Here is a 13,596-nt window from a genome sequence, read left to right on the forward strand (position 1 = left end):
ACAGAAGAACAACTAAATATAATTTCTTCTGCTATCGGACGCTCCGCCGTCCTGGCTGCGCATCCTTAAAAGCCAAGGCTTTCGCCCTCCTGGCTTTAAGCCTCGACTTATATGCTTCAGAAATTATATTTAGTTTTTCTGGCAGTACAGGGGCAAGTCTCTAAAAAAGAAAGGTTTATTAACAAGCTTGATTATTTTTATCTCCTTAATTTCTTCTAAATACGAAATATTTATGGTATGATTAATATATATCCTAATCTTCAAAAGGAGGTATTTTACAATGTCCTTATTTAAGGTAATCTTAATTTTACTTGCCGGAACCGCAGCAGGATTTCTCAATACCGTGGCAGGAGGTGGATCATTAATTACCATGCCAACTTTAATTTTCCTCGGTTTACCTTCTGCCATTGCCAATGGAACTAACCGGATCGCTTTAATGATCCAAAATATTGTAGCCATCACCAATTTTCGACGCAAAGGTTTTTTCGATTTAAAACTTAGCCTAATGTTAAGCATTCCCGCCATCCTGGGAGCAGTAATCGGTTCTAAAATTGCTGTTGATTTACCTGATGAAATCTTCAATAAAATCCTGGCTATAGTTATGATTGGGGTACTGGCACTGATTCTCTTAAAACCCCAGAAAAAGCTGACATCAAATATGGAAAACTTAAGCACCAAACGTCAGATTGCTGCCATGATTGCCTTTTTCTTTGTAGGAATCTACGGAGGATTTATTCAGGCGGGTGTAGGGTTTATCATCATTGCTACATTATCGGTCATTACCGGATTATCTCTGGTCAAGATTAATAGTTTAAAAGTATTTATTGTCGCTTTGTATATGGTATCTTCCCTGGCAGTCTTTATCATTAACGGAAAAGTGAATTGGATTCTGGGTTTAACCCTGGCCGTTGGGAATGGGTTAGGAGCCTGGCTTGGAAGTAACTTTGCTGTGGCAAAAGGTGATAAGTGGATTCGTATTATACTTGTTATCGCTGTTTTAGGAATGGCTGCTAAATTACTAGGGGTATTCAATTTTTAACATAATACTGTAATTAAACTGTAAAAAGATAATTTTGAGTTGTTAGTGAGATTGAAGGGAATGGCCTCATCACAGGATGTGATGAGGCCTTATTTCTCCCTCAATTTCACTAAAAGGGTTTAACGAAAAATTTCAATAGCGCTCAAAATTAGCTTTGTGCAGTTTAATCAGTTGTTTATTTTAAAAACAAAATGCTGCCCCGTAGGGCAGCCTCTTTTGGCAATTACTTCCTCTCTTCTTATTTTTTATCATTTACCACTACTATAAGTAAATTCTCTACCACTTGATTCCATATTGGCATAGGGATGACCGGCCAGGTCCATTAAAAGTGCCCCAATGTACCACTTATACCGAGTTCCATCTTGCAGACTATATTCAGGGTCGAATTGGAGAGTATAATTACTATCCACTAAATCATAGTAACTATCTATTCCATCTACCCATTCCCAGCTATTATAAGTTTCATCATAATAAAATAATCTAAAATTATACATAACTAATCCATCCATCTCTTCCCAGGTAAAAGTAGGATTAGCATCACTGATTATAGCACCTTCCCCAGGACTGATTAACTCAGGCCTATGGAAGATAACTGTCCTGGTAAACTGCTGTTTCTGAACCCCATTTTTATCCTTAACTGTAACCCTGACCTCATATTCAGTATCAAGATTAAAGATCTCAGTTACATCGCCTCCAGTATCAGTTATATCAATATATTCACCATTATCCAGATATTCTATGGTAAAGGTATCTTCATCTTCACAGATAAATAAAGGTACTAACCATAATTCATAGGAATCATCATATATGTTGTAATCCATATCCAACCAAAATCCACCTAGTTCAGCATTTAATTTTAAACCAGTAATTCCATCAGCAGTAACATTGATTTCATATTCCTTTGAATATAGTCAATTGTCTTCAACCTTCAAGGTATGTTTACCTACAGGTACATTATGAAAGGCAAAACATCCAGTTAAATCAGTTACATCATATTTTTCTCCATCGAGATAAACCACCGTGCTGGTTATCGCATTATTATTTACATTCAACGGAATATAATAACCAGAGTCTGCATCAGGATAAATTACCTGACCATAGATATCAGCCACCCCGACGCTGTCATTCTGATTAGTACAACCTGCAAAAAAAAAGCACTACTCCCACCAGAACTACCATCAATAAATATTTTTTTTCCAAATAAAAAACCTCCTTTAATAAATTTTATGTATTATTAAATATTTTAACGATTAAACTGCAAAAAGCTAATTTTTCGCTTCATGAAGAAATTTTTCGATGAATTAAAAACATGCCCTTTTTAATAATTTTATTACCTTTTAATTCAGAAAAAAGTAACCATACTATTATTATTATTTTCAACTTCAAGCTTTGTACTATTTTTGTTTATTATTGAAATCTATATCAAATATAAGACCACCTTACTCTAATTAAAAAATGGTTCTTTATTATAAAAAAGATATATTTTATAAATCACTCGACCTAAGAAATTTTTCTTAAATCATATTTTATCTATATTTAATTCAATTTCGTAGAAGTAACATTATATTCCATAGTATATAATAACATAACTTAATCTCTTTTTCAATCCTAATTAGAAAAAATATTCAGAATATAATTTGATCCGAATCCGTAATTTTTAAAATTAGAAAAGGGAGAAATCAAGCGAAAATAGAAGTATTATTTAAGAAAAATATATGATTACACTACAAAGAGCTAATTTTGAGCGACATAGAAATTTTTCGTCAAACCATCTTAGTAAGATTGAAGAAGAAATAAAGCCTCATCACAAGATGTGATGAGCAAATTAAAGATCAGGAAGATCCATTGATTATTGTGTCTGATTTCGTCAGATGATTCAAAAAATTTCTTTTTAAATGAAAAATTAGCTTTTTATGATAAAATCATACATATATTTTTTCCTTTCTTTTATTTATTTTATCTTGAATTATTTTTATATTAAAATATAACATTATACATAAACTACATAAAAAGCCATACTCTATTTTTAAAGAAAATCTCTTAAGAATGCTGTTATTTATAAACATAGAAATTGGAACTATAATACCTACCAATATTGTATGAATACTTCTCAAATAACCTAGAAAATCATTACTTATTTCTATTTGATAATACAATTGTACTAATCCATTTAATACATTAAAAATTAAACCGTATAACAAAATCGAACTTGCAAAAATCCAAATATTATCAATAATCATATATGGTAAAAATATTATATTAGATAAAATTATGAATTTTTTTAAAGATTTAATTTTATCTTCTTTTAAATAACTAATCAATCCTGAACCAATTACTGCACCTATGGCAAAAAGTGTCTTGAATACCCCTATATAATAAACACCATTTACTATCTGTTTTTCATCTATATATTGCATTATAACTAGATTTAATGTAACCGAAACAAACGTCAAAACCATAGCTGAAACATAAATAATACTCATATCAGGAAACATTTGTAAAGCCTTTCTTATATTTTTCGTTTCCAAATCTATATACTTTTTCTGGGTAATCAAACTATGATTATATTCAACTCTTATAGTTAGCAACGCTGAAATAAAGAATGATACAGCATTTATGAAAATAAATATATATGGATTGATTTTTTGAAGTATTAAAGCAGCCAAGGAAGGTAATGTCACATTTAAAAAGTTTTCTGTAACTAAAAGTAAAGAAATATACTTATTTTTTTCTGTCTTACTTAAAATACCTTTTAAAACTTTTTCCCTTACAATTTTATACACAGAAAATATAAAACTAAAAATAACTTCAAATATTATTAGGTACAAAACTTCAAACTTATATAATAATAAAAATAATAATATTAACATAAATATGCCATAAAAAATATCGGGTCTATAATTAATGTTGTGAAGAAAAAATTATAAAAAATAAAAAGGCATTTGCTGGCTCCGTTGAATTAATTAGTTGCGAACTAAAAACCAAAGAAAGGAGTCCAGCAAATGCAATATAATAATATCATAAAATTTCTTGATTTGCCAGACATTATTGCAACTGAAATTATTTCAACGGAGGACAGATATATTTTTATCGCTGAAGCAAAGAAAAATCACATTGTGTGTCCTCAGTGTGGTAATATCACTAATAAAATCCATGATACAAAATGGCAAAATATTAGAGACATCCCCATAAGAGGTAAACTAGTAATCATTAGACTTCTAAAGAAAAGATATCGTTGTCCTTATTGTCATAAGAGGGGTATCCCTGAAAAATATGAAAGTATTGATAAATATGCCCGTAAAACCAAACGCTTTGATAAATATCTTGCTAAAGAAACTGTCAGCAAGGATTATTCTAAAGTTGCTAGAGAAAACGGGTTAAGTTATACAGCTGTTAATAATGCAGTTAAAAAAGTAGTTGACCCTCTCATTAAACAACAAGTTTCAAAACTTAGTCAATTAAAAGCCATCAGTATCGATGAATTTGCAGTTTTAAAACGCCATAAATATGGAGTTAGCATTACAGATCCAATTAATCGGGAGTTAATTGACATTTTACCTACTCGCAAAAAGGATGATTTAATTGACTACTTTAATTGTTGGGAAGATGAACAAAGACGACAGATTCAATCGATCTCTATGGATATGTGGCGGCCGTTCAAAGCAGTAGCAGATGCAGCATTTACTCATGCAAAAATTGTTATAGATAAATTTCATCTTGTAACTTTAATGAACAGAGCCCTTGATGAAGTTAGAAAACAAGTTCAACAAACAGTAAATAATCATCAGAGAAGAAAGTTTTTTCAAAGTCGTTTATTACTCCAAAAACGAGCTGAAGAATTGACAGATGAAGAACATGAAAAGCTCATCAAATTATTTGAACTCAGTCCAGCTCTAGAAAAGGCCTGGGAATTAAAAGAGGAATTCAGAGACTTATTGCAGCTAGATGATGTGAAAGAAGCCACCAGAGCTCTAAAAAGGTGGTATAAAGAAGTAATAAAAAGCAAGCTGATGCCTTTTTACCAGGTAAAAAAGATAATACAAAGATGGGAAGAAAAAATACTAAATTATTTTAAGACTAAGATAACCAATGGCTTTGCTGAGGGTATCAATAACAAGATTAAATTGATCAAAAGGATTGGATATGGTGTTCCAAATGTTATGAATCTAAGGAGAAGAGTATTTAATGCAATGTTAAGTTATTAAATTTAAATGTTTATTTCAAAATCAATTTACCAATCAATTCAACGGAGCCAACTTATCTTTCACAACATTTGACGGAGAGCCAAAATATCTAAATAAATCATTGCTTTTTTTTCATTTATTTTATCTACTTTCTTTGATATTAAAATTGATGTTAAAACTCTAACTACAGCATTTATTGCCACTAATATACCCATAATGCTGGTAGCATTCTTTTGACCTAAAAGCAATGACATAATTACTAATGAATGAAAAATATCTCCTGTTATACTTATATTTCTAGAATAATAATAATATTTGAAATTTTTATTTAAACTTAAAAACAACTTACCCCCTCCTCAAATATCAAATATTCCGTCAAATTTTTTCCTTTTTTCAAAGGACAAAAGCTTGATTTTTCCTTGTAGGCTCGAGATTTTCCTAAAAAAAAGAATCCCTCCCCTTTGAGTAATAAGGGCCAAACCACAACTTGCTACTCAGAATGGAGGGATTCATAAGTTCTGATTCGTCAATACAATACATAATATCCTCTTAAAATCTTTATTAAATTCTTCTTAATCTCTTTTTGGTTCTCTCTTAATATTTCCGATTTGATTTTAAACCATCTAACCAGATTGATAACAGCTACTATAAACTAAACAGTTTTGATGATTCTTTACCTTTATATCTTAAATTTCTTCACTATTTCCTCAAGCTGTTCTGCAATTAAGTTCAACTCTGTACTCGCACTACTCACCTGCTGTGCACCTTCACTCTGTTGCTCTATTCCCTTTGCCATCTCTTGTATCTGCATCGCCACATCTGACACTGCCTTCGATCCCGTATCCATTGTACTTGCCATCTCTTCCGCTACTACGCTCTGTTCCTGTGTGCTCGCAGCTATGTTTTGCGTCATATCGAGTACGTTATTTATTTGCTCCTCTATCTCCTTAAATTGCTCTGTAAGCTTCTTTACCTTTTTTACCGTTTCATTTACCATCATTTCTACACTACTCGTTGCCGTATTCGCTTTCTCAGTTCCTTCTTGTATCTGTTTCAAAATGTTTGCTATCTGTTCCGTTGAAATCCTGCTTTCTTCTGCAAGTTTCCTTATCTCATCAGCAACTACCGCAAAACCCCTTCCAGCTTCTCCTGCCCTCGCCGCTTCTATAGCCGCGTTAAGTGCGAGTAAGTTAGTCTGTTCCGCTATTCTCGATATCGTATAAACTATCTCTCCTATGTTCTGTGTTTGAGATGCAACCTTCTGTACTATATGCAATGTTTCTTTGACCTCTTTTGCTTCCTTGTTCATACTCGCCACAACCTCATCTACAGCCTTTCCACCAAGCTGAGCTACTTCTACAGCATGCTCTGCATTTACTGAAAGTTCCTGTGCTGCTTTAGAGATGTTTTGTATGCTTGCCGATACTTCTTCAACAGCACATGTTACCTCTTCAATAGACGCCGAAGCGTTCTGTACGTTCTTATCTACATTCTCAGCCTGTGAGGAAAGCTCCTCGGAAGATGCACTCTGTTCCTGTGCAACTGCTGCAAGGTCCGTTGCAGCTTTGTTTATGTTTCGTGCTGTTTGAACTACATTAGCTATTGTTTCCCTCAAACTATTAGCCATTTCGTTGAGCGCCCGTGCCATCTGTGCAATTTCATCTTTACCTTTTGCATCAAATTGCACAGAGAAATCTCCTAAAGCAAGAATTTTTATTTTTTCCTCCATAGTTTTGAGAGGTTTCAATTTTTTATTCAAATATAAGTAAATAATAAAAGATACAAAAATGATAACACCAAAAATTATAATACTCTGATAAGTTTTCTCCTTCAACAATTTGAAATAGTTAGTTTGGATAACGGCTTTAAGATATGCAACAATCTTGCCCTCAAAATTCTCAATTGGTATCAGCATAACTGATTTATCATAACTTTTTAGTAATTCATAAGTAACTTTCCCTTCTTTAACATCTTTAATGTTTTCTTCGCTAATTTTATAAATATCGTTCTCTTGAGTACCTATGAAATCTTTTCCTTCCCAGCTAATACCCTTCTGGAGGATATAAAGAAACCACTCACCACCGTATCGTTTTTTCAACTCGTTCAAGAACGCTAGCCCAAAATCCATACCGAGTTCAACCGATCCTATATGTTTTCCCCTATAAAAGACGGGAACAACTCCCCTTATACCAAATCCAGCTTTCCCCTGCTCCACACCTTTTACAGGTTTTAATGAGGTGTTAACGTCCACAACCGTTTTTCTGAACGAAGATAGTTCATCACCGTATTTCTGTGGTGAATGGACTCTTAGAAAACTAGTTGCTACTGGTTTATGGTATTGGAACTGGCTAGTTTTAAAGTCCTCCTTTAAGCCTTTCCATAGGCTCTCCATCATTTTATAGAGTTCTTCTCTATTCTCATTTGCAAAAAGTGAATTGGCTTCTTGATTCTGGGCAATAATATATGCCCCCAAAAAGGCAGAATAGGATTTTGACTCAATCAAATCTTTGACGATTTTAGATAGTTGCAGCATTCTTTCTTCTTCCATTAATTTCATCATTTTTTGTTGATCTTTAAATTCAAAAAATAGAAATAATGCCATTGTTACACTGAAAATCATAATCATTATAAGTACCACCTGAGTTTTCAAACTCTTCACGATAGAATACCTCCTGAATATCTAGTAAGTATATATTAGGCAATTATAAAATCCCAAAATAGCTATAAATGCTTCAATCGACAGGAATCAAATTTATACGAAAGCATTTACTATCGCATCAAAACCACCGGCTATTCCTATTATCAATCTATCCGGATTGTAAACCCGTGATAGGTGATAATAAGAAAGCCTATCTTTTAAGCAAGCATAGGTACCCAGATTTGAGTCCAGTTCAAGGCAGATAACTTTGTTATTCAACGAAACTAGAAGGCTTATGGAAAAGTCAACCTTTTAAAAATGAAAAAAATTTTTTCAAAGGTATCTTGTTTGAAAAATTTTAATTAAACCATCTTTAACTTATTGTAAGGAATAGTTTTCCCTCCTTTCTCCTTTAACCAGTTTAACTAAACCTTTTGAGGTTTGCTACTAATGCTGTCCAAATAGCTTGAAAACCAAATTTTCGCTTGACAAAAAACTGTCTCTGGCGTAATCTATGACGGTTTAGCACTTCATTATTCATTCGTTCAATTCTCTTTGGAAATTTTTACGAATACTTCAATCTCATGTTCCCTAAATTCAACCCGGCCATCAGCATTCCCACAAGCACAACCTGCAAAGACTTCTTTCGGATGTTCTCCATATATTTCTTTTTAATATGTATTAAAACGAATCAAAGTAGATATATCAAACCCTTCGTAATCAAGCGAAATGTTTAAAACATACTCCCAGGAGAGATCTCATCTGACGCGGCGAATAGCTTTCGTATCTGAAACATTATCATGATATTGTAGAAGGATAGTCTTATAAAGAATAGAAGAAGATACACTTTTTTGATTGCTATTTTGACAATATAATTCAGCAAAGTCATCTTCTTTAACCAAGATATCCTCAAATTCATAAAGTATATAATAAAACTAATCTTTATAGTTAAACTGCAAAAAGCTAATTTTTCGCTTCTTGAGAAATTTTTCAAATCATCTAAAGCTCGATTTCCAACGAAATAAGGCTTCCTAATCAAAGGGCCCTTCTGGCCCTTGATTAGCTCATCACCTCCTGTGATGAGGCCTTATTTCGTCGGAAATCTCGCTAAGATGATTTGGCGAAAAATTTCTATGTCGCTCAAAATTAGCTTTTTGCAGTATAATTATCTTTATCAAAACATCTGTAAAAATTACATCAATATCAAAAAGTGATTTTTGTTTAGATCGATAATAAATTTCCCTTTATTAATTGGTATTAATATGTGTTTATTATATCACATTTTATAAAAATATTAAAGATTTTAAAGATAAACACATAAAAAGCCCTTTATCTCGAAAAACGAAATAAAGGGCTTGAATCGTCTAATTTATTCACCAAGTTTGCCAGCAGCTTTTAAGCGGGCAATAGCACGCTCTAAGGCAGCCCTGGCCCTGGCTTCATCGATCTTTGCTGTCTTATTTCTAAGCCGTTCCTCTGCTCTTTGTTTAGCCCGTCTAGCCCGCTCTACATCAATCTCGTGAGGAAGTTCAGCAGTTTCAACCACCATTTTAATCTGATCAGGATGAACTTCCATAATCCCTCCACTGGTTGAAACTAAAAACTCCTCACCATCTTTTTTAACTTTAACTACACCAATCTTTATACCTGTTATAAGTGGAGCATGGCCTGGTAAAACTCCTAATAGTCCATCCAGAGCGGGAACTATGACCATTTCCACCTCATCACTAAAGACAACCCGTTCAGGAGTAATAATATCCATGGCAATGGTCCGTGCCATTTTTATTCGTCCTCCTCAAGTTGTTTCGCCTTTTCAATAGCTTCATCAATAGTTCCTACCATGTAGAATGCTTCTTCAGGTAAATCGTCGTGCTTGCCTTCCAAAATTTCTTTAAAGCCCCGAATTGATTCTTTCAATGGAACATATTTACCTGGCTTTCCGGTAAACTGTTCAGCAACGAAGAATGGCTGGGACAAGAAACGTTCAATCCGACGGGCACGGGCTACAATAATTTTATCCTCTTCACTCAATTCATCCATACCTAGAATGGCAATAATATCCTGAAGTTCTTTATAACGCTGTAAAGTCTCCTGAACTCCACGGGCTACATTATAATGTTCTTCCCCGATAACTCGCGGATCAAGAATCCGGGAAGTACTATCCAATGGATCCACCGCTGGATAAATACCTTTTTCTGCAATGGCACGGGAAAGAACAGTCGTAGCATCCAGGTGAGCAAAGGTTGTTGCTGGAGCCGGGTCAGTCAAGTCGTCCGCTGGCACATAAATAGCCTGAACAGAAGTAATGGAACCGGTCTTGGTAGATGTAATCCGCTCCTGAAGTTCTCCAACGTCAGTTGCCAGAGTAGGCTGATAACCTACCGCAGATGGCATCCGGCCTAACAGAGCAGATACCTCTGAACCTGCCTGGATGAAACGGAAGATATTGTCAATAAAGAGAAGCACATCTTTACCCATATCACGGAAGTATTCAGCCATAGTCAGACCAGCCAGACCAACCCTCATCCGCGCTCCAGGAGGTTCGTTCATTTGACCATAAACCATGGCAACTTTATCAATAACCCCAGATTCTTTCATCTCTAACCAGAGGTCATTCCCCTCACGGGTACGCTCACCTACACCGGTGAATACGGAATAACCTCCATGCTGAGTTGCAATATTATTAATTAGCTCCATAATCAATACCGTTTTACCTACACCAGCACCACCAAATAATCCAATCTTACCACCACGAGGATATGGAGCTAAAAGGTCAATAACTTTGATACCGGTCTCAAAAATCTCAGTCGCTGTCTCCTGCTCTTCAAGAGACGGAGCAGGCCGATGAATTGGCATTCTTTTATCGGTCTTAACTTCACCAGCTTTATCAATCGGTTCACCTATTACATTAAAGACCCGTCCTAAAACCTCTTCACCAACAGGAACGGAGATAGGTCCACCCAAATGAATAGCTTTCATCCCTCTTACTAAACCATCAGTAGAAGACATAGCAACACAGCGTACCCGTTTATCACCCAGATGGTGCATAACTTCTGCAATCAGGTTAATAGGCTGCCCGGTCATTTCACTAACTGGGCCTCCCTGTGGACCCTCCCGGCGCTCATCAACAATCTTAACAGCATCATAAATTTCTGGCAGTTGGCCGGATTCAAACTCTATATCAACAACAGGTCCCAAAACCTGAACAACTCTACCAATATTTTGACCGCTATTGGAGCTCATCATCTTAACCTCCTTCTTCCTTTACTTCAGTGCTTCAGCACCACCAACGATCTCAGAAATCTCTGTGGTGATGGCAGCCTGGCGCGCACGGTTGTAAGAGAGAATCAGATTGTCGATCATTTCTTGAGCATTCTCAGTGGCATTATCCATGGCTGTCATCCGCGCACCAAACTCACTGGCTTTCGCTTCCAATAAAGCACTGTAAATAATATTTTCCACATATCTGGGTAAAATCCAATCTAGCACTTCAACCGCAGAAGGTTCATAAATATAGTCGATTCTGCGCCCTTCCTCCTTTTTTTCTGGTACAACCGGAAGAAGGGGTATAATTGTCGGAATTTGAGTCATAGCAGATTGAAAGCGCATATACCCCAGATAGACTCTATCAAAAACTTCTGCTTCGTAAAGTTGAATTAATTCTGCACTGATCTTTTTTGCTATACGAAAATCAGGATAATCTTCAATTCCCAGATATTCAGAAACAATATTATATCCACGACGTTTGAAATAATCCCGTCCTTTACGACCAACAGTAATTAAACTGGTCTTGGATTTATCTTCAATATGTTGCTCAACTTCATTATTCATCTTCACATTATAACCGCCAGCAAGTCCCCGATCAGCAGTAATAACAAGATAGCCTACCTTTTTTCCACCCCGGTCAACTAAAAGGGGATGAGTTTCATCAAGCACAGCATTAGCTACATTTTTGAAGATGGATCTGGTTGCTTCAAAGAAGGTTCTAGCACCTTCAGCCCGCTCCTGGGCCCGCCTGAGTTTGGCAGCAGCAACCATCTTCATCGCCCGTGTAATCTTTTGAGTATTCTGTACACTTCTAATTCGACGTTTGATATCACGCATGGACTGCACTTTTTATTCACCTCACTTCCATGCCTTCAACCATTTTTCACTATGCTAAGTCTTCAATGGCCTCCTCAAGGGCCTCCTCTGAATTATTTTCAGTAAATCCCTCATTCTTACTGCTGACCTCAAATTTATCTAAAAATTCACGGATTGCTTCAACCAGTTTTTCTTCTATGTCTTTTTCCAGACGACCGGTTTCTTTGATAGCTTTAGGTACCTGTGGATAGTTATTATGGACAAATCTTAAGAATTCTTTTTCAAAACGTCTAATATCGCGAACAGGTATCTCATCAAGATAACCTTTAACAGCAGTATAAATAGAGATAACCTGATCTTCTACTTCCATTGGTGAATATTGCGGCTGTTTTAAAAGCTCAACAAGCCTGTTACCACGTGCCAGTCGTCTCTGCGTTGCTTTATCTAAATCAGAACCAAACTGAGCAAAGGCCTCCAATTCACGAAACTGAGAAAGATCGAGACGGAGAGAACCTGCTACAGATTTCATTGCTTTAATTTGAGCAGCCCCACCTACCCGGGATACGGAAATACCTACATTGATCGCAGGCCGCACACCGGAGTAGAAGAGTTCACTCTCCAAATAAATCTGTCCATCAGTTATAGAAATAACATTTGTCGGAATATAAGCTGATACATCTCCTGCCTGAGTCTCGATAATTGGCAGAGCAGTTAATGAGCCTCCGCCCATCTCCTCATTTAAACGGGCAGCGCGTTCCAAAAGACGGCTATGAAGATAGAAAACATCTCCAGGATAAGCTTCCCGTCCTGGTGGTCTTCTCAACAGAAGTGACATAGCACGGTATGCCACCGCATGCTTGGAAAGGTCATCATAAACAATCAATACATCCTTCCCCTGATACATAAAATGTTCTCCCATAGCACAACCAGCATATGGAGCGATATATTGGAGTGGTGCACTTTCACTTGCTGTAGCACTAACAACGATAGTATAATCCATAGCCCCATACTCTTTTAATCTCTCTACAATTTGTGCTACAGTAGAAGCTTTTTGACCAATCGCAACATATATACAGATTACATCTTTACCTTTCTGGTTGATAATGGTATCAATAGCAATGGCAGTTTTACCGGTCTGACGGTCTCCAATGATTAACTCACGCTGGCCACGACCAATGGGAATCATTGCATCGATAGCTTTGATACCTGTTTGTAATGGTGTATCTACCGGCTTTCTGTCAACTACACCCGGAGCCGGTGATTCAATAGGACGATAACCCTCGTTTTCAATAGGACCGCGACCATCAATAGGTTGTCCTAATGCATTAACAACACGACCAATCAATCCCTGACCAACAGGAACTTCAACAACCCGACCGGTCCGTTTGACGGTATCTCCTTCTTGTACTTTAGTTTGATCACCTAAAAGTACGCAACCAACACTATTTTCTTCCAGGTTAAAAGCCATACCCATTACACCATTGGGAAACTCCAACAACTCACCGGCCATAGCATCCTTAAGACCAAAAACCTGAGCAATTCCGTCACCAACACTGAGAACTGTACCCACACCTACTGTTTCAAGTTGGGTCTCATATTTTTTAATCTGTTCTTTTATAATGGAACTGATCTCTTCAGGTCTCAGATTCACT

12 protein-coding genes are annotated in these 13,596 nt (G+C 35.9%); 2 read left to right on the plus strand and 10 right to left on the minus strand.

Annotation, left to right across the window (positions count from 1 at the left end):
• Positions 1-280 precede the first annotated feature (280 nt).
• Complete coding sequence (locus BBF96_RS11760; protein WP_127017339.1) at positions 281-1,039, plus strand: sulfite exporter TauE/SafE family protein; 759 nt, start codon at positions 281-283, stop codon at positions 1,037-1,039.
• Positions 1,040-1,287: 248 nt separating this feature from the next.
• Here the strand turns inward: BBF96_RS11760 and BBF96_RS11765 are convergent, their stop codons facing one another.
• The 3 genes from BBF96_RS11765 to BBF96_RS11775 all read right to left on the minus strand — a co-directional run bounded on the left by BBF96_RS11765 (position 1,288) and on the right by BBF96_RS11775 (position 3,909).
• The gene (locus BBF96_RS11765) at positions 1,288-1,866 is read right to left on the minus strand and encodes a hypothetical protein (RefSeq protein WP_127017340.1); all 579 of its coding nucleotides are present in this window, start codon (positions 1,864-1,866) and stop codon (positions 1,288-1,290) included.
• 84 nt (positions 1,867-1,950) lie between these two features.
• A complete protein-coding gene (locus BBF96_RS11770) occupies positions 1,951-2,151 on the minus strand; it encodes a peptidase associated/transthyretin-like domain-containing protein (protein WP_127017341.1) in 201 nt (66 codons plus the stop codon).
• 810 nt (positions 2,152-2,961) lie between these two features.
• Entirely contained in the window at positions 2,962-3,909 is a 948-nt protein-coding gene (locus tag BBF96_RS11775; protein WP_127017342.1) for an MFS transporter, read from the minus strand.
• Positions 3,910-4,041: 132 nt separating this feature from the next.
• Here BBF96_RS11775 and BBF96_RS11780 point away from each other — a divergent pair, with 132 nt between their 5' ends.
• The gene (locus BBF96_RS11780; RefSeq protein ID WP_081499421.1) at positions 4,042-5,244 is read left to right on the plus strand and encodes an ISL3 family transposase; all 1,203 of its coding nucleotides are present in this window, start codon (positions 4,042-4,044) and stop codon (positions 5,242-5,244) included.
• A gap of 59 nt (positions 5,245-5,303) precedes the next feature.
• Here BBF96_RS11780 and BBF96_RS11785 read toward each other — a convergent pair whose 3' ends face one another.
• The 7 genes from BBF96_RS11785 to atpA all read right to left on the minus strand — a co-directional run bounded on the left by BBF96_RS11785 (position 5,304) and on the right by atpA (position 13,595).
• A complete protein-coding gene (locus BBF96_RS11785) occupies positions 5,304-5,567 on the minus strand; it encodes a hypothetical protein (RefSeq protein ID WP_127017343.1) in 264 nt (87 codons plus the stop codon).
• A gap of 335 nt (positions 5,568-5,902) precedes the next feature.
• On the minus strand, positions 5,903-7,882 hold the full coding sequence (locus tag BBF96_RS11790) for a methyl-accepting chemotaxis protein (protein WP_127017344.1): 1,980 nt from the start codon (positions 7,880-7,882) through the stop codon (positions 5,903-5,905).
• A gap of 737 nt (positions 7,883-8,619) precedes the next feature.
• The gene (locus BBF96_RS17645; RefSeq protein ID WP_472762348.1) at positions 8,620-8,763 is read right to left on the minus strand and encodes a hypothetical protein; all 144 of its coding nucleotides are present in this window, start codon (positions 8,761-8,763) and stop codon (positions 8,620-8,622) included.
• Between the two features lie 467 nt (positions 8,764-9,230).
• Entirely contained in the window at positions 9,231-9,641 is a 411-nt protein-coding gene (locus tag BBF96_RS11795) for a F0F1 ATP synthase subunit epsilon (RefSeq protein ID WP_127017345.1), read from the minus strand.
• A 2-nt stretch (positions 9,642-9,643) separates the two neighbouring features.
• Positions 9,644-11,104 carry a F0F1 ATP synthase subunit beta gene (gene atpD / locus BBF96_RS11800; protein WP_127017346.1) on the minus strand — a complete coding sequence of 487 codons (1,461 nt, stop codon included), beginning with the start codon at positions 11,102-11,104 and terminating at the stop codon, positions 9,644-9,646.
• Between the two features lie 21 nt (positions 11,105-11,125).
• On the minus strand, positions 11,126-11,965 hold the full coding sequence (gene atpG / locus BBF96_RS11805; RefSeq protein ID WP_335876896.1) for an ATP synthase F1 subunit gamma: 840 nt from the start codon (positions 11,963-11,965) through the stop codon (positions 11,126-11,128).
• 49 nt (positions 11,966-12,014) lie between these two features.
• Positions 12,015-13,595, minus strand: coding sequence for a F0F1 ATP synthase subunit alpha (gene atpA, locus BBF96_RS11810; RefSeq protein ID WP_127017348.1), 1,581 nt, complete (start codon positions 13,593-13,595; stop codon positions 12,015-12,017).
• Position 13,596 lies beyond the last annotated feature (1 nt).

Source organism: Anoxybacter fermentans, from assembly GCF_003991135.1.
GTDB lineage: Bacteria > Bacillota > Halanaerobiia > DY22613 > DY22613 > Anoxybacter > Anoxybacter fermentans.

Bases quoted from the DNA above. Each gene is read 5' to 3' on its own strand.
- BBF96_RS11760 (WP_127017339.1), top strand. From the start codon at position 281: ATGTCCTTATTTAAGGTAATCTTAATTTTACTTGCCGGAACCGCAGCA.
- BBF96_RS11775 (WP_127017342.1), bottom strand. From the start codon at position 3,909: ATGTTAATATTATTATTTTTATTATTATATAAGTTTGAAGTTTTGTAC.
- BBF96_RS11780 (WP_081499421.1), top strand. From the start codon at position 4,042: ATGCAATATAATAATATCATAAAATTTCTTGATTTGCCAGACATTATT.
- BBF96_RS11795 (WP_127017345.1), bottom strand. From the start codon at position 9,641: ATGGCACGGACCATTGCCATGGATATTATTACTCCTGAACGGGTTGTC.
- atpD (WP_127017346.1), bottom strand. From the start codon at position 11,104: ATGAGCTCCAATAGCGGTCAAAATATTGGTAGAGTTGTTCAGGTTTTG.
- atpG (WP_335876896.1), bottom strand. From the start codon at position 11,965: ATGCGTGATATCAAACGTCGAATTAGAAGTGTACAGAATACTCAAAAG.